Consider the following 20,182-nt stretch of genomic DNA (forward strand, 5'->3'; position numbering starts at 1 on the left):
CGGATAAATAGAGAAGCAATATCCATTCGTGCTCGAAGTGTATAAGTGTGAGCTACTTCAAACTTGTTGGCTTAAATAGATCCGCCCGGTGACAAGGTGAAACCTAAATCTAACATTTTAGGTGTGACGGCTTCACCGCGGATGCGCGCCAGCAGACGTTCTGCGCCAATGCTGCCCATGCGTTCACGCGGCGTGAGCACGCTCGCCAGACGCGGCTCCATCACCTGCCCGATGTCGTGACCGTGGAATCCGGCAATCGCCATGTCATCAGGGATTTTCAGCCCTAAACGCTGGCATTCGAAGGCCGCCCCTACCGCCAGGTCATCGTTGGTACAAAAGACACCATCAAGCTGCGGGTATTCACGCCGCGCCTGACGGATAAGTTCAATACCGGAGGAGTAGGAAGAGGACTGCTCCACCATCACGCTGTACGGCACCAGGTCGGCATCGCGCATTGCCTGCTCGTAGCCTCTCTGTTTGATGATAGTACGTTCATCAAGGCGTGCGCCAAGATAGGCAACATGACGGTGCCCGCGGGCGATGATAGCGGCTGTCATCTGACGCGCGGCTTCGAAGTTGTCGAAGCCCACGGCAATATCAAGGCATGGGGACTGGCTGTCCATCAGCTCAACCACCGGGATACCGGCAACCTCAATCATTTTCAGCGTACGGGGCGTATGGCTACGTTCGGTGAGGATCAGGCCATCAATATTCCACGACAGCATCGATTCCAGACGCTCTTGTTCCATCTCAGGCTTATAGCCGTAGTGCGCCAGCATGGTTTGATAACCATGAGCGTCAGTGACAGCCTCAATGCCGCGTAGCACTTCAGCAAAAACCTGGTTAGTAAGAGACGGTAACAGCACGCCGATAGCGCGGCTGGTGGCGTTAGAAAGGATATCAGGAGCGCGATTGGGAATATAACCCAGCTCATCAAGTGCAGCGGCAATTTTGCCCCGCAGCGCCACGGAGACCTGCTCCGGGTTACGCAAAAAGCGGCTGACCGTCATTTTGGTCACGCCCACGCGGTCGGCTACATCCTGAAGTACGGGTCTTTTCTTTTTCATCGTCCTGAAGCGTTAAAAAGGGATAGATTCCCCCAGTTTACCACGGACGTGCGTGAACCTTCGCAGAGAAAAAAAGGAGTTTTTTATTGTGAGAAATACACAAAATCATTCGAGTTGCATCAAGGCGGCGACGCAGTAAATCCCCGGGAGCGTACATTAAGTACGCGACCGGGGTGAGCGAGGAAAGCCAACACAGATGCAGCTTGAAGGATGCCGTGTATTTTTATACAGGCGGCAGGTCAAACAGTAACACTTCGCTGTCGCTGTCGGCATGAATAGAAATGGCCTGTTCATCCCAGATTGCCAGACCATCGCTGGTGGTCGCTTTGGTCCCGTTAATTGTCACGTTACCTTTTACTACCTGGATCCAGACGCGGCGTTCAGCGGCAATCTGATGCACCGACTGCTCATCTTTGATCAGTGCCCAACGGTAAAGCTCCATATCCTGGTACACTTTCAGCGAGCCATCACGGGCATCCGGCGACAGCACCAGTTGTTTACCCTGAGCGGCATCAAAACGGCGCTGCTCATAGCGTGGGGTAATACCGTTTTCCTGCGGCATGATCCAAATCTGATAAAGATGCAGCTTCTCAGTATTGCTCGGGTTGTACTCCGAGTGACGGATCCCCGTCCCGGCGCTCATTATCTGGAACTCACCGGCCGGAACCTGTTCTTTGTTCCCCATGCTGTCCTGATGTTCCACCGCGCCTTCCAGCACGTAAGTCAGGATTTCCATGTCTTTATGGGGATGAGTACCAAAGCCCTGACCTGCGTCGATCACGTCATCGTTAATCACGCGCAGTGCCGAGAACCCCATAAAGTTTGGGTCATAGTAGTTGGCAAAAGAGAAGGTATGCCAGGAATCGAGCCAGCCATGATTAGCGTGGCCACGGTCATTAGCTTTGCGTAAGTAGATCATTGTGTTCACCCCCAGATGTTTTCGATGGAGTAAGTGTGGACTCAATCCGCCGGGGATCATAGAGGGTGAAAATTGACTCCTCTGTTCAAAAAAAATGAACAAGCCCAGAGGAGTCTGCGCAAGCTATTTGGCGAGAGTTATCGTCGCCGGAGAAGCCTGTTCAAAGGCGCGTTCGAGGAGTTCCAGGTTGGTAAGAACTTCAGATTCCTTGACGTAATTAGGCGTACCGGCTGTCAGCGTCTGGTAAAGCGCATCATAGACGCGACCATAGTCCCCCACTTCCGGCTGCACCTCTTCTTTTACCGTCAGGCCGTCATCGTTAACGTACTCCAGCATCCCAATGGAATCGTCAGCAGCGAAACCTGGCTCACCAGGCATGATATTGGCCTTCAGGCTGGTTTCCTGCTGGTCGATGCCGTACTTCACAAACGAGCCTTTGGTACCGTGAACGATAAACTTCGGATAGTCGATTTTCACCAAGTGACTGGTTTTAACAATGGCTTTCAGAGAGCCGTAGAACAGCTGCGCTTCAAAGGTATCGTCCGGATTCGCTTTGTTGCGCAGACTGCGGATGTCATAGGCCACGCAATCGGGACGACCGAACAGCGAGATAATCTGATCCATGGTGTGTACGCCCAGACCATAGAATGCGCCGTCCTGCGGCAGTCCCGGCTTGGTTTCCGCCACGGGGCGGTAGTAATCGAAATGGCTTTCAACCTCAACAATTTCGCCGAGCTTGCCGCTCTCAATCGCTTTTTTAGCGGTGAGGAAGCAGGAATCAAAACGACGGTTCTGATATGGCGTAACGGTCAGCCCTTTGCTTTGCGCCAGTTCGAACAGTGCTTTTGCTTGCGCAAGCGTCGGCGTGAAGGGTTTCTCAACCAACACGTTTTTACCCGCTTCCAGCGCGCGTTTGGCGTATTCAAAATGGCTGTCAGCATGGGTACAGACGATCACCAGCTTCACCTGCGGATCGTTTAAGATCTCGTCAAGGTCACTGGTGAAGTGAATATGTGAATATTGTGGCGCCTGCTCTTCCGGCTTGGCGTGGCGGCGAAAAATGTGCGCGACATGCCAGCTATTTTTGCGGTTGAGGACGTACGGCAAATGGTAGCGAGTGGTGCTTTTACCAAAACCAATAAATGCGCAGTGTAAGGTCATGAGACGATCCTTTCGAAGGTGATTGTCTACACCATAGCGCAAAGCGGCTGGAGACTGAATGTTGGATTCTTTGCCGGATGGCGCTTGAACTGCACCACAGGGCGACAGGATCGGCCGTCGGCGTCGCAGGCAGTTTGTTCACGGCAAGCGCGCATGGCCCGGAGCGTACTAAATGTACGTGAGGAGCACGAGCACTTCCCGGGGACGAAATGGCAAGTAAGCCAGGCAGACACAAAACCTCAAAAAAAAAAGCCAGCAAAAGCTGGCTAAAGTAATACTGGAAGCAATGTGAGCAATGTCGTGCTTTCAGGTTCTCCGTAGGGGTTCCCCTGAACGCAGAGCAATAATAATCATTCTCATTCGCACTTGTCTACTTCTTTTTGCAAAAAAATGCAGTTGACGGAATTTTCTTTCTCAGCGAGTGTAAATACACAATTAACCCTGCTGGAGATAAGGAATGAGTGAGATAGTGATACGCCACGCTGAACCGAAAGATTACGACGCAATTCGTCAGATCCACGCCCAGCCGGAGGTGTACCACAACACGCTACAGGTTCCTCATCCTTCCGTGGAGATGTGGCAGGAGCGGCTAGCCGATCGACCCGGTATAAAACAGCTGGTCGCTTGCATTGATGAAATTGTCGTTGGTCATTTGTGCATCGACGTTGCCCAGCGTCCGCGCCGCAGCCATGTGGCCGATTTTGGTATCTGCGTGGATGCTCGGTGGCACAATCGCGGCGTTGCCAGCGCGTTGATTCGCACGATGATCGACATGTGCGACAACTGGCTGCGCGTCGAGCGTATTGAGCTAACGGTATTTGTTGATAATGAGCCGGCCGTGGCGGTGTATAAGAAATACGGCTTTGAAATCGAAGGCACAGGTAAGAAATACGGCCTGCGCAACGGTGAATACGTTGATGCCTACTTTATGGCGCGCGTGAAATAAAATTAAGGGCGAGTCTTATCGCCCTTCTTATTGAAAGGACGCAAGAGTGAAAAAGTACCTTCTCCTGGTGTTGCTGGCAGCACTCTCCCCTGCTTTCGCCACTACCGTACAAAATCTCGATTCCGTGCCCAGCGCTATTCAACACCCGGAAGGTAAACAGATTTTTGCTGAGCAAATGGCGGGAGCAACCCCTGCCAAAGGATTTGGCGAGCTTCCACAGGGATTATCTGAGAACGCGTGGATTGCCTGGGTTGCGCCGAATGAAGATCCTGACAACCTGATCCTCACGGGTGCCAAAGCCTGGGGCAAAGACGGCAAATATATCGGTGTCGCCTGTTTCGCCGACAATCCGGCCGACGCCGGGCAGGCAAAGAAATACGCGGATAACAACTGTCCGGAAAACTACAGCAACGGGCGCGCCAATAAATTATATCTCGGCGTTTTTTCCTGGCAGGACCAACAGCTAACGCCGATTGCACGCTCGGAAAAACCATTAAACCAACTCTCTGAGTGGAATAAAACCGCCGAAAAAGAGAGCGATGATGAGTCCGTCAGACCGCTGGCCTATTATACAAAACTGGATCTGGCACCGTACCGGATCGCACCCGATACGCTGGCGTTTGGGGTGCGCGGTGGATACTCTGAGGCGTATTCCGGCGGCGGCGCATTTTATGAAGTGCTGGAGCTCTATGCGATCAAAGACAACAGGATAATCAACGTGTATTCCGACCTTGTTTATCAATATACGGACATCGCCGGAGAGTGGAATAAAGACGGTACAAGACAGCACGACATCAGCGAAAGTAAATATATCCTCAAAATGCGTTCGGCAAAAACGCACGAGTTTTATGATTTAGAGCGCGTAAACCTGCAGGATAAAAGCAGCCAAATATTCCGCTGGTCTGAATCGCTGCAGCGATATGCGCCATTCATCATCGATAAAAGATAGCGGTGAAATCGTTGGTTTAGGCACTGCCTGGCCGCTGGAGAAATATTTACAAGACTATGAAGAGAGCAAAACAACACGAAGCTAAGGTTACCTGGAGACAATGAATTATAATAACTGCCATTGGGCCTTCCAAACCGGCCCTCTTCCAGCGAAGAGGGCCATTATCCTCAGTAACCCGCCGTTAAATCATCCACGGAACGCGGGTCGGACGCGCCATACAGTGCGCCATCCGGTCCAACCATAATGCTCTGCGTGCTGCCCATCGCTTCTTTCAGCGCCACTTTCTGTCCTTTTTGCTCCAGCAGTTTGATTGTATCCGGGCTGAAGCCCTTCTCAATACGAAGCTCATCCGGCAACCACTGATGATGGAAGCGTGGTGCGTTGGTCGCTTCGGCGACGTTCATCCCGAAATCAATGCTGTTGACCACCATTTGCAGCACAGTAGTGATAATTCGACTCCCGCCTGGGCTGCCGGTAACCAGCCAGGTTTTCCCATCTTTTACCACGATAGTCGGCGACATAGATGACAGCGGACGCTTCTTCGGTCCGACCGCGTTGGCATCACCGCCCACCAGACCGTATACGTTCGGTACGCCCGGCTTGGCAGAGAAGTCGTCCATTTCATTATTGAGCAGAATGCCAGTGTTACCCGCCACAATACCGGTCCCGAAGGTGGTATTCAGGGTATAGGTCACCGCCACGGCATTGCCGTCTTTATCCACCACCGAGAAGTGAGTGGTCTGATTGCTTTCATACGGGGCGAGCTTGCCAGGTTTAATCTGGCTGGAAGGCTTAGCCTTGTTGATATCAATCTGATCGGCAAGCGTTTTAGCATAGGCTTTGTTGGTCAGTGCCTGCCATGGCACTTTCACAAAATCGGGATCGCCCAGATACTCCGAGCGGTCAGCGTAGGCATATTTCTCCGCTTCAGCCATGACCTGCATGGCGTCGGCGCTGCCAAATCCGTATTTCTTCATATCAAAGTTTTCAAGAATATTGAGGATCTGCACGATGTGAATACCGCCAGAGGACGGCGGCGGCATGGAGAAGACCTGATACCCGCGATAGTCACCGCTAATCGGCGTACGCTCCACGGCTTTATAGCTGGCTAAGTCCTCTTTGGTCATCAGCCCGCCGTTCTTCTGCATTTCCCCGGCGATCTGATCGGCAATAGCGCCTTTATAAAACGCATCCGGGCCGCTTTCGGCAATCATTTCCAGGCTTTTCGCCAAGTTCTTTTGTACCAGCTTATCGCCTTTTTTCAGTGGCTCGCCGTCTTTCCAGAAAATGGCTTTGCTGTTCTCGTGATTAGGGAGCACTTCACTGCCATAGGTTTTCAGATCGTCGGCCAGTGCGTCATTAACCACAAAGCCCTCTTCCGCTAGCTTCATCGCCGGACGTACCACTTTGTTCAGCGGCATCGTGCCGTATTTCTCCAGCGCCAGCGAGAAACCCGCGACGGTACCCGGCGTACCGGATGCCAGATGCGACGTCAGCGACTTTTTCGCATCGGCGTTGCCCTGCTCATCAAGGAACATGTCGCGGGTCGCGCCAGCAGGGGCCATTTCGCGAAAATCAATCGCCGTGGTGTTACCGTCTTTGGTACGCAGCAGCATAAAACCGCCACCGCCCAGATTGCCCGCCTGGGGATGCGTCACCGCCAGCGCGTAGCCAACGGCCACGGCGGCATCGACGGCATTCCCACCCTGTTTAAGAATATCCACCCCCACTTGGGTGGCAAGCGCATCCACGGAGGCCACCATCCCCTGCTGCGCGCGCACGGGATGGAACACATCCTCCTCAACACCGTATGATACCGGCGGCGGTGCAGCCGGAGCGGCAGCAACGCTAAAACAACTTCCTGAGAGCAGAGCAGCAATGGCTACCCGGCGTAAAAACGTCGGTTTTATCATCGTTATTCTCCAGATGTATGGGGGTCAGCCCCCACTAAGCCTGGTGCATAACTCTGAAATAATCATCGTAACGGCGAGAAAGGAGTAAACTTAAGAGATCCCCGAGAGGAGAAAAGCGATGAAACGACTCTTACTTTTAGCCATGCTGTTGCCGTTTGCAGGCTTTGCACAGCCCATCAACACCATGAATAACCCGAATCAACCCGGTTATCAGATCCCGAGCCAGCAGCGTATGCAAACCCAAAGCAATCGCAGCAGATTCAGCAGAAAGGGATGCTCAATCAGCAGTTGCAAACGCAAACGCGTATGCAACAACAGCATATGGAAAACCAAATCAATTCCAACTCCCAGCGCGTCCTTCAGTCTCAGCCTGGCGAGTTTAATTCCAGCCAGCAGCAAATGCTGCCCAACAGCAACGGTGGGATGTTAAGTGGAACCCGTAACCCGGACAGCTCGCTGAATAAGCAACATATGCTGTCGGAGAAAAAGAACGGCGACATGCTGAAGCCCTCCAGCACGCCGCAGCCTAACGTTCCGTTAAAAACAATTGGGCCTTAACAGGGCTGGAAATCCGGACCAATCGTATCAATGGCATCGGTACAGATGCAGTCCACTCCCCAGCGCAGCAGTTCCGCCGCGCGCTGGGGTCGGTTGACGGTATACACCAGAATACGCAGCCCTGCGTCGCGTAGCGCATCCACGCGCGCTTCATCCAGCAGCTTGTGATTAAGATGAATAGAGACGCAACCCAGCCGCGTTGTCAGCTCACGCCAGTCCTCGCGCCACTCATCAAGCAGTAAGCCTCTCGGCAGTTCAGGCGCCGCCTGCTGCGCCGCTGCAAGCGCGTCAATTTCAAAGGATGACAACAGCGGTGGTGTCATTCCCGCCCACAGTTCCCGAGCGGCCAGCGCTACGGCTTTGCCGGTTAACGTTCCGGTGCCGGTGGTGGGTTTAATTTCAATATTCGCCATCATACCGTGCTGACGGCAGCGCTCGGCCACTTGCGAGAGCAGCGGTAGCGGTTCGCCTTTAAACTCACCGCTAAACCAGCCACCGGCGTCCACGCGCAATAAATCCTGCCAGTTCAGCTCGCCTGCCACACCCCAACCATTGCTGGTGCGTTCCAGGTTGTCGTCATGCAGCAAGAAGATCTCACCGTCTTTCGACAATTTAGCGTCAAACTCAATCATGGTATGCCCGTATCGCGCCCCCATGTCGATCGCCGCCAGGGTGTTTTCCGGTGCCAGCTTACCGCCGCCGCGATGGGCGACGATATGGGGGTAAGGCCAGTTACTCATACACGTTGTCCTGTTTCGCCATCAAAAAGATGCAGATGATTCTCTGGCAGATGCAGCCACAGCGTGCTGCCTGCCGTCGGGCGATGCTGATGCGCCAGTCGCACCACCAGCTTTTGCTCACCCCAACGTCCGTGTGCCAGGTTATCCGCTCCCAGCATTTCCAGCGTGTCGACGACCAACGGCACGCCGCCTTCGGCCTGCGAGCTTAGCGCAATATGCTCCGGGCGGATACCCAACGTCATGTTACGCCCACCAGACTCCCTCGCGCTTCTGCCGAGGGGCAACGTCATGCCGTCATCCAGCTCAAAATGGGTGCCCGAGGCGCTGATGCGCCCGTCCAGCAGATTCATCGCCGGGCTGCCGATAAAACTCGCCACAAAGCGGCTGGCAGGCTTTTCATATACCTCAACCGGCGTGCCGATCTGCTCGGCAATGCCTTTGTTCATCACCATCACCCGCTGGGCGAGGGTCATCGCTTCAACCTGATCATGCGTCACATACAGTGAGGTGGTTTTCAGTCGGCGATGCAGATGTTGTAACTCCAGACGCATCTGTACGCGCAGCTTGGCATCGAGGTTAGACAGCGGCTCATCGAACAGGAATACCGCTGGGTCACGGACAATCGCCCGCCCCATCGCCACACGCTGGCGCTGACCGCCAGAAAGCTCGCGCGGACGACGCTTGAGCAGTTCACCCAGCTCGAGAATACGCGCCGCCTCTTTCACCCGTTCGGCAATGTGCTCCTTGCCCATCCCACGGATTTTCAGCCCCCAGGCCATATTTTCTTCCACGCTCATATGTGGGTAGAGCGCGTAGTTCTGAAAGACCATCGCAATGCCGCGATCCTTAGGCTCCATTTCGGTGACGCGTTTATTATCAATCCAGATATCGCCGCCGCTCACCCGTTCAAGCCCGGCCACCATCCGTAGCAGCGTTGACTTACCGCAGCCGGATGGGCCAACCATCACGATAAATTCTCCGTCCGCGACATCCAGTGTCAGCGGTTTAATCACCTGGGTTTTGCCGTCCCAGCTTTTGGTTACTGCCTGTAGTTTTAAACCAGCCATTTTTATTTCTCACTATCGACCAGGCCACGTACAAAGGCACGCTGCATGGCTAACACGATGATTACCGGAGGGATGAGCGTCAGCAGCATGGCTGCCATTACCTGATTCCACTGTGTGGTGCCTTCACCAGTAGCAATCATGCCTTTGATACCTGCCACCGCAGTGCCCAAATTGACATCGGTAATAATTAACAACGGCCACAGATACTGGTTCCAGCCGTAGATAAAGGTGATCACAAACAGCGCCGCCAGATTGGTTTTTGACAGCGGTAGTACAATATCGCGGAAAAAACGCATCGGTGACGCACCGTCAATACGCGCCGCCTCAACCAGTTCATCCGGCAGGGTCATAAAAAACTGCCGGAACAGGAACGTCGCAGTCGCCGATGCCATTAACGGCAGCGTCAGACCCGCATAGCTGTCGAGCATTTTCAGGTTGGCGATCACTTCCACCGTCGGGAAAATACGCACCTCGACCGGCAGCATCAGCGTGATAAAAATCATCCAGAAGAACAGGTTACGCAGTGGAAAGCGGAACCAGACGATGGCGAATGCGGAGAGCATAGAGACGGTGATTTTCCCTACCGTAATACTGAACGCCATGATGAAACTGTTGAGCATCATCAGCCAGAACGGCGCGCTGTTGACGCCCACGCCGTTGACCCAGATGTATTTCATGTTTTCCAGCAGCTGTGTGCCGGGAACCAGCGTCATCGGCGTTTCAAAGACTGCTTTGTTATCCAGCGTCGCCGCGACAAACGCGACGTACAGCGGAAACAGGATCACCATGATCCCCATAATCAACATGGCATGGCTGAATATTGTCAGCCCACGACGATTCTCAATCATTGGTAACGTACCTTACTTTCCACATAGCGGAACTGCACCACCGTCAAAATAATGACCAGGAACATCAGCACTACCGATTGGGCGGCCGAGGCGGAGAGATCCAGCCCGACAAAGCCTTCGCGATAGATCTTATAAATCAACGTAGTGGTCGCCTGTACCGGCCCACCCGCCGTGGCGGCATCGATCACCGGGAAGGTATCAAAGAAGGCATAAACCAGATTCACCACCAGCAGAAAGAAGCTGACCGGTGCAATCAGCGGCAGCGCCAGCTTAAAGAAGCGGCGAACCGGTCCCGCACCATCAATCGCGGCGGCTTCAATCAGCGACCGCGGAATAGACTGTAGTGCGGCAAAGAAGAACAGGAAGTTGTAACTAATCTGCTTCCAGACCGACGCAAACACCACCAGAAACATCGCCTGACCGCTGTTTTGCGCATGGTTCCAGTCATAGCCAAACTCACCGAGAAAATGGGTAATCAGCCCGCGTCCTGGGTTAAACAGGAAGATCCACAATACGGCGGCGACGGCGGGCGCGACGGCATAAGGCAACAGCATCAGCGTCTGGTAAAAACGGCTGCCGCGCACCACGTAATTCACCAGCGCCGCAAAAAATAACGACACCAGCAAACCGCTTACCGTGACTAGCGTACTGAACTTGATGGTGGTCCAGAATGAATCAAGGTAGTACGGGTCATGAAACAGCGCGATAAAGTTTTCCAGTCCGACAAACTGGCTAGAAAGACCAAACGGATCAACGGATTGTAGTGAGTACCACAGCGCTTCACCGGCGGGCCAGATAAAGAAAATAACGGTGATAACCAACTGCGGGGCCACCAGCAAATAGGGAAGCCAGCGCGAGCGGAACACCGGACGGGATGAAGACATGTAGGTTCTTTTCCTGGAAGGTGCCAGATTGCGGTGCACACACCGTATCCGGCCTACAAACAACACGCATTTGTAGGCCGGGTAAGTCGCAGCCGCCACCCGGCATTTCACATTACGATTTAGTCGATTGCTCAAAGCGGCGCAGTAACTGATTGCCACGCTCAACGGCAGCATCCAGCGCCTGCTGCGGGGTTTTCTTCCCGGTCCAGACGCTTTCCAGCTCTTCATCTACGATGGTGCGGATCTGCGGCATGTTGCCCAGGCGCAGCCCTTTGGTGAACGGCAACGGTGGCTTGTTCAGCATCTGGCGGGTGGCGATATCAGCCCCAGGGTTCTTATCATAGAAGCCCTGCTCGCGGGTCAAGTCGTACGCGGCGGTGGTAATGGGCAGGTAGCCGGTCTTCTGGTGCCATTCGGCAGCAATTTCAGGCTTCGCCAGGAAGTTGAGGAACTGCGCCACGCCTTCGTAGGTTGCTTTGTCTTTACCCTGCATCACCCACAGGCTGGCTCCCCCGATAATCGCGTTCTGCGGCGCGCCCTTCACATCAGCATCGTACGGCATCATGCCGACGCCATAGTTGAATTTGGCGTAGTGGCGGATGTCAGCCAGAGAACCGGAAGAGGCAGTGGTAATGGCACAATCCCCGTTATAGAACTTCTCGGTAGACTCGTCTTTACGCCCGAAGTAGCTGAAATCCCCTTTTTTGTTCAACTCTTCCAGCAGGGCGATATGTTTCACCTGTTCCGGTTTATTGAATTCCAGCACCGCGTCAGTACCGTCAAAGCCGTTGTTTTTGGTGGCCACCGGCAGACCATTCCAGGCGCTGAAGTTTTCAATCTGAATCCATCCCTGCCAGCCGCTGGCGTAGCCGCACTTCATGCCTGCTGCTTTCAGCTTCGCGGTGTATTCCGCCAGATCCTGCCAGGTTTTTGGCGGCTGCTCAGGGTCTAAACCGGCTTTTTTGAAGGCATCTTTGTTGTAGTACAGCACCGGCGTGGAGCTGTTAAACGGCTGGGAGAGTAAGTGTCCGCTTTTAGAGTCGGTGTAATAACCGGAAACCGTCGGCACGAACTGAGACTCATCGAAGTTAATACCAGCCTCTTTGAATACTTCATAGACCGGTTTAATGGCTTTCGAGGCCATCATCGTTGCCGTGCCCACTTCATAAACCTGCAGTAACGCAGGTGCGTTTCCGGTACGGAAAGCCGCAATACCTGCGCTCAGGCTCTGCTCGTAGTTGCCTTTGTACTGCGGAACAATTTTGTAGTCGGGATTGGCGGCATTAAAACGTTGCGCCAGTGAATCAACTTCTTTACCCAGTTCACCTTCCATTGAGTGCCAGAACGGGATAGTGGTGACGGCCAGAGCCTGACCTGCAAACGCCAGGCTAAGTGCCAGTCCTAAAGCTGTATGTCGTAACGATATCATCGGTTATCTCTCTTGTTGTGCCGGATGCGCGATATCACGCGTTTTATGCTCGCGGGGGTAACATGACATGCTCGAATGACAGAAAAATAACTTTTTTATTACAAAAAAAAGATAGTAAGGCGACAAACAGATGGCAAGGCGGTGAAAGCGTAGTGACAGGAAAATGCGGGGTGGTGCACAACAAAGCCGGGTAGCGCTATGTCTTACCCGGCCAGGATGACGTTATCTGTTGCAGCCAGCAAAGAACATTAATCTTTACGCCAGCGTCGTTCATATTCATTCTGTAAACGCTGCTGTTCCCGCCGCTCACGTTCGCGCTGAATATCCGATTTCTCATCTTCCCAGCCCGGGCAGACAGAGGAGGTGAACACTTCACAGGGCGAGCTGGACTGCGCTAACGAGTTGTCCGGTTTCTCTTCCCAGATTGAAGGGTCGCGCGGGTCGAACGCTGGCGGTGTTAAGGCCAGGGTATTTGATGAAAGCGTCCAAAACAAACCGCCAATCATCATGCAGATACCGGAACGTATCATCCTTTCTCCATGTTCACTTTTATTATTGATAACTATTCTCAATAATAACATAGAGCAATAAAAAGGGGCCATATCAGGCCCCCTTGTCCATTCAGAGAATGTTAACCGCCCAGATACGCGCTGCGCACTGCTTCGTTAGCCAGTAACGCATCACCAGTGTCTTCCAACACCACATGACCGTTTTCCAGCACGTAGCCGCGATCGGCGAGCTTCAGCGCCTGGTTAGCGTTCTGTTCGACGAGGAAGATTGTCATCCCCTGCTCGCGCAGTTGTTCGATGGTGTTGAAGATCTGCTGGATGATAATCGGCGCCAGACCCAGCGACGGCTCATCAAGCAGCAGCAGCCGCGGCTGACTCATCAGCGCACGGCCTATCGCCAGCATCTGCTGTTCACCGCCGGACATCGTGCCCGCACGCTGAATTCGACGTTCATGCAGGCGGGGAAACAGGTCATACACCCACTTGATGCGTTCCTGAAACTGGTCCTTTTCGGCAAAGAAGCCGCCCATCGCCAGGTTCTCTTCCACCGTCATGCGGGAAAACACGCGACGCCCTTCCGGAACAATCGCTACCGCTTCGCGCATGATTTTCGCCGTCTGCCAGTCGGTAATGTCTTTACCATCAAAAACAATTCGCCCACTTGTCGCTCGCGGATCGCCGCACAGCGTACCAAGCAGCGTGGTTTTTCCCGCGCCGTTGGCGCCGATAAGCGTCACGATTTCACCCTGATTGATATACAAGCTGACGTCGTGCAGCGCCTGTATCTTGCCGTAGTGGGCGCTGACTTTGTCAAAGGACAACATGACTTTTTCCATATTATGCGTCACCACCATTATGCTTCACCTAAATAGGCGCGGATCACGTCCGGGTTGTTACGAATCTGTTCCGGCGTCCCGTTCGCCAGCGGCGTGCCCTGATTCACCACGTAAATACGGTCGGAAATACCCATCACCAGCTTCATGTCGTGCTCAATCAACAAAATAGTGGTGTTGTGATGGTTACGCAGTTCAGCAATCAGCTCGTCCAGCTCTTTGGTCTCTTTCGGGTTGAGGCCTGCGGCGGGTTCGTCGAGCATCAGGATTTCCGGCTGGGTCACCATGCAACGTGCAATCTCCAGACGGCGCTGGTCGCCGTAGGCCAGGTTACTGGCCTGACGGTTGGCGTGCTCCAGCAAACCAATACGCTCCAGCCAGGTGGCGGCGCGATCCAACGCTTCACTCTGCGCGCGACGGAACGACGGGGTTTTCAACAGGCCGGAGAAGACGCCGGTTTTCAGCTGCTGATGTTGCGCCACCAGCAGGTTTTCAATCACCGTCATTTCGCGAAACAGACGCACGTGCTGGAAAGTACGCACCACGCCCATCTGCGCAATTTGTTGACCCGGCAGCCCTTCCAGATGCTGGTCGCGCAGCTTAATCGTCCCACCCGTCGGCTTATAAAAACCGGTCAGACAGTTAAAGACCGTGGTTTTTCCCGCACCGTTCGGCCCGATTAACGAGACGATCTCCTGTGGTCTCAGCTCCAGTTCAACGTTGTTTACCGCCAGCAGACCACCAAAGCGCATCATCAGGCCGTTGACGGATAATAATGGCTGACTCATGCCTGCTCTCCTTTTGCTTCCCCGTTTTTCAGCTTCAACTGCGGACGGGTCATCGGCAACAAGCCCTGCGGACGCCAGATCATCATCAGTACCATTAAACCACCCAGCATTAACATGCTGTATTCATTGAAATCACGCATCAGCTCGCGTGACACCACCAGCAGGATGGCCGCGAGGATCACCGCAAACTGTGAGCCCATTCCGCCCAGTACCACAATCGCCAGCACAAAGGCCGACTCGGCAAAGGTGAAGGATTCCGGGCTGACAAAACCCTGACGCGCGGCAAACAACGTACCGGCAAAACCGGCAAACGCGGCGCTGATGGTAAAAGCGGTCAGCTTGATGCGCGTAGGGTTTAAGCCCAACGAGCGACAGGCTATTTCATCTTCGCGCAGCGCTTCCCACGCACGACCCAACGGCATACGCAGCAGACGGTTGATGACAAACAGCGAGAAGACCACCAGCAGCAGCGCCACCAGATAGAGGAAAATAACGCGGTCAGACGGATCGTACTTCACGTTAAAGAAGTTGCTGAAGGTGTCCCAGCCGCCTTCACGGGCAGTACGACTGAACTCCAGGCCGAAAAAGGTCGGTTTCGGGATCTGGCTGATACCGTTCGGACCACCGGTCACTTCAGTGTTGTTGAGCAGCAGGATACGGACGATTTCGCCGAAGCCTAAAGTCACAATCGCCAGATAGTCACCGCGCAGGCGCAGTACCGGGAAGCCGAGCATAAAGCCCGCAGCAGCGGAAACCAGACCCGCCAACGGCAGACAAGTCCAGAAGCCTAGTCCGTAATAGTGGTTCAGCAGCGCGAAGGTGTAAGCACCGATAGCATAGAAGCCGCCGTAGCCCAGCACCAGCAGACCGGAAAGCCCCACCACCACGTTTAAGCCGAGGCCGAGGATGATATAAATCATCGTCAGCGTGGCAATATCAACCGTACCGCGCGACACCATAAACGGCCACGCCACGGCAATCACCAGCAATGCGACCAGGAACAGCTTCTGTTTAACGGTAGAGCCATCAATCGCCGGCAGAACAAACTTCGGTCCCGAGACACTCTTCATGCCCTTCTGGAAAGCTGGACGCAACAGTTGGAAGAGAAAGACCACGCCAGTGCCAATAAACACCCACTGCCAGCGGATATCCGCGGCGCTATCCACCACCAGTTTGGTGCCGTCAAGCTCCAACTGGACGCCCATAAAGACGCCCGCCAGCAGGAAGAACATAGCGGCAGAGAGCAGCGCCATTGCAAAATGCATCGGTTTCATACTTTCTCTACCTCCGGGCGACCCAGAATACCGGTCGGCATCACCAGCAGCACCAGAATCAGCAGCGCGAATGAAACCACGTCTTTGTATTCAGTACTCAGATAAGCAGAGGAGAGCGCTTCCGCGACACCCAGAATCAGGCCGCCGATCATCGCCCCAGGAATGCTGCCGATGCCGCCCAGTACCGCCGCGGTAAAGGCTTTCATCCCGGCCATAAAGCCGATATAGGGGTTAATTACGCCGTAGAACTGGCCGAGCAGTACGCCCGCTACCGCCGCCATGGCCGCGCCAATCACAAAGGTCAGCGCAATCACGCGATCGGTATTTATGCCGAGCAGGCTGGCCATTTTCAGGTCTTCCGCGCAGGCACGGCAGGCTCGCCCCATTCGGGAGTAACGGATAAACAACGTCAGCGCCAGCATCGCCAGGAAGGTTACAATCCAGATAACCAACTGCATGGTGGTGATGGAAGCAGAGAAGTTTTCGCTACTGCCGACAGTCCACTGGCCGTTAAACAGGCTGGGCAGCGCCACATCGCGTGACCCTTCCGTCAGGCTGACGTAGTTTTGCAGGAAGATGGACATCCCGATAGCAGAAATCAGCGCAATCAGGCGCTTAGAGCTGCGCACGGGCCGATACGCTACGCGTTCAATGCTCCAGCCGTAGGCGCTGGCAATCACAATCGCGCCGACGAAGCCCGCCGCGACCAGTAACCAGCTGGAATCAATACCCATCATCATTAGCGCAGCGATGATCATAAAGGAGACATAGCTGCCGATCATATACACCTCGCCGTGGGCGAAGTTGATCATGCCGATAATGCCGTACACCATCGTGTAACCGATAGCGATCAGCGCGTAGGTGCTTCCCAGCGTGACGCCGTTAAACATCTGCTGCAAGAAATAGAGGAACTGCTCGGACATAAGGTAACCTTTCTTAACCCGCCCGCTTTGTACGGGCGGTGGGATAACTCGTCTTCAGCTATTACTTCGCGACGGTCGATGATCCGTCCGCGTGCCACTGGAAGACACCAAACTCAAATCCCTTCAAATCGCCTTTTTCGTCCCATTTCAGCGGCCCAATCACGGTGTCAGCCCCGTGTGCTTTCAGATCTTTCACCAGGCCCAACGGCTCTTTGCTACCGCTGCGATCCATTGCTGTCGCCAGTGACTGGACGGCTGCATAAGTGATCCACACGTACGGCCCGGTTGGATCTTTCTTGTCAGCTTTGAGCGCATCGACGATAGCTTTATTCGCCGGATCCTGGTCATAGCGTTTTGGCATGGTCACCAGCATGCCTTCAGCGGCATCACCGGCAATGTTAGACAGCGACGTATTGCCCACGCCCTCAGGCCCCATAAACTGGGTATTCAGCCCGACGGAGCGAGCCTGGCGCAGCATTTGTCCCATTTCCGGGTAGTAGCCGCCGTAATAAACAAAATCGATATTTTCTTTTTTCAGGCGGGCGATCAGCGCAGAAAAATCTTTTTCCCCGGCAGTGATCCCGTCAAAGAAGACGATATTGGCTTTGCCCGCTTTCAGGCTCTCCTGCACTGAACGCGCCAGGCCTTCACCGTATTGCTGTTTATCGTGAATGATGGCGATGCGTTGCGGCTTCACCTTCTCCAGAATGTATTTCGCGGCGGTCGGCCCCTGAGAGGAGTCCAGGCCCGCTGTACGCATAATGTGTGCGTAACCGCGCTGGGTCAGTTCCGGGTTGGTCGCGCCCGGGGAAATCATCAGAATGCCTTCGTCTTCATAGATATCTGATGCGGGCTGCGTGGAAGATGAGCACAGATGACCAATAACGTACTGAATGCCGTCATTGACGATTTTGTTCGCTACCGCAACGGCCTGTTTCGGATCGCAGGCGTCGTCATATTCGACGGCAACGAGTTTGTCGCCTTTGACCCCGCCTTTGGCATTGATATCTTTAATGGCCTGACGTGCGCCATTAAATTCCATATCACCCCACTGCGCGACCGGACCTGACATCGCCCCGACAACAGCGACCTTGATATCCTCCGCCATGACCGCGTGTGACATTGCCAGTGCTATCACCCCTGCGATGATTGTTTTCGCATTCCGTTTCATTTTCCTGAATCCCCATTCGTGATGATGTATATATTTTGTATTTATGTGGTTAAAAAGCAGACTGTGCTTTTTTTGAACTGTACTATTTTTACCAGTCTCGTTAATGGTTTAGCGCAGTTTTTTAAGCAAATTACGGCTAAAATCTCTATTTTTCAGTCGATTAAGAAAAGATAATATTCTGCTTTTCACTATAGATAAACAAAAAAAAGTGCATTTGTCAGCATAAAATAACGGCATAAAGAGCGGAATAAAATGCTGCATTCCAGGGTATTATCCTGCCTGTTTTTCAATCTCTACTGTTTCAATCTGTCATTGTCGTTGTTACAAAACTATTAACCTGGTTAATCGCATTAAAAAGAGAAAGCATCCGGGCGAATTATTTCGGTACACTGATTCCATCTTTTGTGATTTGGACATGCTGTTAATGAAGCTGACCATCGTTCGTTTAGATAACTTTAGCGACCAGGACCTGATTGATCTGGGCAAAATCTGGCCGGAATATTCCGCCTCATCATTAAGCGTAGATGAAACGCACCGGATCTACGCCGCACGCTTTAACGAGCGTCTGTTAGGCGCCGTGCGGGTAACCCTGAGCGGCACACAAGGCGCACTGGATTCATTGCGCGTGCGCGATATCACCCGCCGTCGCGGCGTCGGGCAGTATTTGATCGAAGAAGTGATCCGGGAAAACCCTGACGTGAGTTCGTGGTGGATGGCCGACGTCGGCGTTGAAGACCGCAGCGTGATGGCCGCATTTATGCAGGTGTTAGGATTTACGGCCCAGGAGAATGGCTGGGAGAAACGGTAGAAAACCGCCCCCAACCAATTGTATTACGAGTATTTTCCCAAGAATTTTGTGTTGCAGGCAGGCGGCAAGTTATAAAATCCCCGGAGCTTACATAAGTAAGTGACCGGGGTTGAATAACGCAGCCAACACACCTGCGGCACGAAAGGCGCCGGGAAAATCACTTGGCGTCTGTCGCCGTCCCGTTTGCATGCCAGTCAAACACGCCGAATTCGAAGCCTTTCAGGTCGCCCTTCGCATCCCATGACAGCGGCCCCATCACGGTTTCCACTGAGTTTGCTTTCAGATACTTGGCAATTTCAGCCGGATCATCAGACTGGTTCAGACCGGCCTGCAAAGATTGCAGCGCGGCGTAGGTGGTCCATACGAATGCGCCGCTCGGATCCTGTTTCTTGGCTTTGATAGCATCTACGATGGGTTTGTTCGCCGGAACCTGGTCGTAGTTCTTCGGTTTCGTTACCAGTAAGCCTTCTGCAGATTCACCGGCGATGTTAGACAGCGACACGTTCGCTACACCTTCTGGCCCCATAAACTGGGTTTTCAGACCCGCGGCGCGTGCCTGGCGCAGGATTTGCCCCATTTCCGGGTGGTAACCGCCGTAGTAAACGAAATCGATATTCTCTTTCTTCAAACGCGCTACCAGCGTAGAAAAATCTTTTTCCCCGGCGGTGATCCCGTCAAAGAACACCACGTTGGCGTTACCCTTTTTCAGGCCATCCTGCACCGCGCGGGCCAGGCCTTCACCGTACTGCTGCTTATCATGAATAATCGCGATGCGCTGCGGCTTCACTTTTTCAACGATATATTTGGCGGCCGTTGGGCCCTGATCGGAATCCAGACCAGTGGTACGCATTACCAGGCTATAGCCGCGCGCGGTCAGCTCCGGCGCCGTTGCCGCTGGAGTGATCATCAGAATACCTTCGTCTTCATAGATGTCTGACGCAGGCTGAGTGGAAGAAGAGCAAAGGTGACCGATTACGTATTTAATCCCGTCGTTGACCACTTTGTTCGCAACCGCTACCGCTTGTTTCGGGTCACAGGCATCGTCATATTTCACCATGACCAGTTTGTCACCTTTCACGCCGCCCTTGGCGTTGATATCCGCAATTGCCTGCTCTGCGCCGGTAAATTCCTGATCGCCATACTGCGCTACCGGGCCAGACATCGCCCCCACAACAGCAATTTTTATATCTTCTGCTAATGCCATGTTGCTGAATGCGAGTGCAATACATCCTGCCAGTAACGCTTTACCCTTCATTTTCATCCTGAGGTTCCTCATTGTTATGGTTGTTGCATTTGTTGTGATGTTGTTATTTAGCACATTATTCTGATATTGGCGTCACACCAAGTATAAGACATTGATATTTAGGCATGCTGACCGTGCATTTTCAGCATACT

At 53.5% G+C, this 20,182-nt stretch carries 18 protein-coding genes and 3 pseudogenes; 5 read left to right on the forward strand and 16 right to left on the reverse strand.

What is annotated here, in order from left to right; translation table 11 throughout:
- Positions 1–71 precede the first annotated feature (71 nt).
- From gntR to B9P82_RS12220, 3 genes are all read right to left on the reverse strand, one after another.
- A complete protein-coding gene (gntR, locus tag B9P82_RS12210) occupies positions 72–1,067 on the reverse strand; it encodes a gluconate operon transcriptional repressor GntR (protein ID WP_016157654.1) in 996 nt (331 codons plus the stop codon).
- A gap of 223 nt (positions 1,068–1,290) precedes the next feature.
- Positions 1,291–1,986, reverse strand: a complete 696-nt coding sequence (gene yhhW / locus B9P82_RS12215) for a quercetin 2,3-dioxygenase (RefSeq protein WP_016154822.1) — start codon at positions 1,984–1,986, stop codon at positions 1,291–1,293.
- A 123-nt stretch (positions 1,987–2,109) separates the two neighbouring features.
- Positions 2,110–3,147: an oxidoreductase gene (locus B9P82_RS12220; RefSeq protein ID WP_016157655.1), complete on the reverse strand. Its 1,038-nt coding sequence runs from the start codon at positions 3,145–3,147 to the stop codon at positions 2,110–2,112.
- Positions 3,148–3,604: 457 nt separating this feature from the next.
- Here B9P82_RS12220 and yhhY point away from each other — a divergent pair, with 457 nt between their 5' ends.
- From yhhY to B9P82_RS28930, 3 genes and pseudogenes are all read left to right on the forward strand, one after another.
- Positions 3,605–4,093 (forward strand): N-acetyltransferase, encoded by a 489-nt coding sequence (gene yhhY, locus B9P82_RS12230; protein WP_101700390.1) that lies wholly within the window; start codon positions 3,605–3,607, stop codon positions 4,091–4,093.
- Between the two features lie 46 nt (positions 4,094–4,139).
- Positions 4,140–5,021: pseudogene (locus B9P82_RS29415) on the forward strand (hypothetical protein); the annotation flags it as partial.
- A pseudogene (locus B9P82_RS28930) lies at positions 5,016–5,127 on the forward strand (hypothetical protein); the annotation flags it as partial. The pseudogenes B9P82_RS29415 and B9P82_RS28930, both read left to right, overlap by 6 nt.
- An 82-nt stretch (positions 5,128–5,209) precedes the next feature.
- Here B9P82_RS28930 and ggt read toward each other — a convergent pair.
- Entirely contained in the window at positions 5,210–6,955 is a 1,746-nt protein-coding gene (ggt, locus tag B9P82_RS12240; protein ID WP_046274514.1) for a gamma-glutamyltransferase, read from the reverse strand.
- Positions 6,956–7,073: 118 nt separating this feature from the next.
- Here ggt and B9P82_RS12245 point away from each other — a divergent pair.
- Positions 7,074–7,513: pseudogene (locus B9P82_RS12245) on the forward strand (DUF2756 family protein).
- Here the strand turns inward: B9P82_RS12245 and ugpQ are convergent.
- The 11 genes from ugpQ to livK form a co-directional block, all read right to left on the reverse strand.
- Positions 7,510–8,253 carry a glycerophosphodiester phosphodiesterase gene (gene ugpQ / locus B9P82_RS12250; protein WP_019078127.1) on the reverse strand — a complete coding sequence of 248 codons (744 nt, stop codon included), beginning with the start codon at positions 8,251–8,253 and terminating at the stop codon, positions 7,510–7,512. The pseudogene B9P82_RS12245 and the gene ugpQ sit on opposite strands and share 4 nt — an antisense overlap.
- Positions 8,250–9,320 (reverse strand): sn-glycerol-3-phosphate import ATP-binding protein UgpC, encoded by a 1,071-nt coding sequence (locus B9P82_RS12255; protein ID WP_016154829.1) that lies wholly within the window; start codon positions 9,318–9,320, stop codon positions 8,250–8,252. Before B9P82_RS12255 ends, ugpQ begins: the two co-directional genes overlap by 4 nt.
- A gap of 2 nt (positions 9,321–9,322) precedes the next feature.
- Positions 9,323–10,168, reverse strand: coding sequence for a sn-glycerol-3-phosphate ABC transporter permease UgpE (ugpE, locus tag B9P82_RS12260; RefSeq protein WP_003023450.1), 846 nt, complete (start codon positions 10,166–10,168; stop codon positions 9,323–9,325).
- A complete protein-coding gene (ugpA, locus tag B9P82_RS12265) occupies positions 10,165–11,052 on the reverse strand; it encodes a sn-glycerol-3-phosphate ABC transporter permease UgpA (RefSeq protein WP_016154830.1) in 888 nt (295 codons plus the stop codon). Before ugpA ends, ugpE begins: the two co-directional genes overlap by 4 nt.
- Positions 11,053–11,164: 112 nt before the next feature.
- On the reverse strand, positions 11,165–12,481 hold the full coding sequence (ugpB, locus tag B9P82_RS12270; protein WP_016154831.1) for a sn-glycerol-3-phosphate ABC transporter substrate-binding protein UgpB: 1,317 nt from the start codon (positions 12,479–12,481) through the stop codon (positions 11,165–11,167).
- A 248-nt stretch (positions 12,482–12,729) separates the two neighbouring features.
- Positions 12,730–13,011 (reverse strand): hypothetical protein, encoded by a 282-nt coding sequence (locus B9P82_RS12275; RefSeq protein ID WP_016157661.1) that lies wholly within the window; start codon positions 13,009–13,011, stop codon positions 12,730–12,732.
- Positions 13,012–13,112: 101 nt separating this feature from the next.
- A complete protein-coding gene (gene livF, locus B9P82_RS12280) occupies positions 13,113–13,826 on the reverse strand; it encodes a high-affinity branched-chain amino acid ABC transporter ATP-binding protein LivF (protein WP_085951092.1) in 714 nt (237 codons plus the stop codon).
- A 17-nt stretch (positions 13,827–13,843) separates the two neighbouring features.
- Positions 13,844–14,611, reverse strand: coding sequence for a high-affinity branched-chain amino acid ABC transporter ATP-binding protein LivG (gene livG, locus B9P82_RS12285; RefSeq protein WP_101700392.1), 768 nt, complete (start codon positions 14,609–14,611; stop codon positions 13,844–13,846).
- Positions 14,608–15,885 (reverse strand): branched chain amino acid ABC transporter permease LivM, encoded by a 1,278-nt coding sequence (gene livM / locus B9P82_RS12290; RefSeq protein WP_101700393.1) that lies wholly within the window; start codon positions 15,883–15,885, stop codon positions 14,608–14,610. Before livM ends, livG begins: the two co-directional genes overlap by 4 nt.
- Positions 15,882–16,808: a high-affinity branched-chain amino acid ABC transporter permease LivH gene (gene livH, locus B9P82_RS12295; RefSeq protein WP_003023435.1), complete on the reverse strand. Its 927-nt coding sequence runs from the start codon at positions 16,806–16,808 to the stop codon at positions 15,882–15,884. Before livH ends, livM begins: the two co-directional genes overlap by 4 nt.
- A gap of 61 nt (positions 16,809–16,869) precedes the next feature.
- On the reverse strand, positions 16,870–17,979 hold the full coding sequence (livK, locus tag B9P82_RS12300; protein ID WP_101700394.1) for a high-affinity branched-chain amino acid ABC transporter substrate-binding protein LivK: 1,110 nt from the start codon (positions 17,977–17,979) through the stop codon (positions 16,870–16,872).
- A 424-nt stretch (positions 17,980–18,403) separates the two neighbouring features.
- Here livK and panM point away from each other — a divergent pair, with 424 nt between their 5' ends.
- Positions 18,404–18,787 carry an aspartate 1-decarboxylase autocleavage activator PanM gene (gene panM / locus B9P82_RS12310; protein ID WP_016154837.1) on the forward strand — a complete coding sequence of 128 codons (384 nt, stop codon included), beginning with the start codon at positions 18,404–18,406 and terminating at the stop codon, positions 18,785–18,787.
- A 157-nt stretch (positions 18,788–18,944) separates the two neighbouring features.
- Here the strand turns inward: panM and livJ are convergent, their stop codons facing one another.
- Positions 18,945–20,048, reverse strand: a complete 1,104-nt coding sequence (livJ, locus tag B9P82_RS12315) for a branched chain amino acid ABC transporter substrate-binding protein LivJ (RefSeq protein WP_101700395.1) — start codon at positions 20,046–20,048, stop codon at positions 18,945–18,947.
- Positions 20,049–20,182: the final 134 nt, after the last annotated feature.

This window comes from Citrobacter sp. L55 (genome assembly GCF_002850715.1).
GTDB classification, from domain to species: domain Bacteria; phylum Pseudomonadota; class Gammaproteobacteria; order Enterobacterales; family Enterobacteriaceae; genus Citrobacter; species Citrobacter braakii.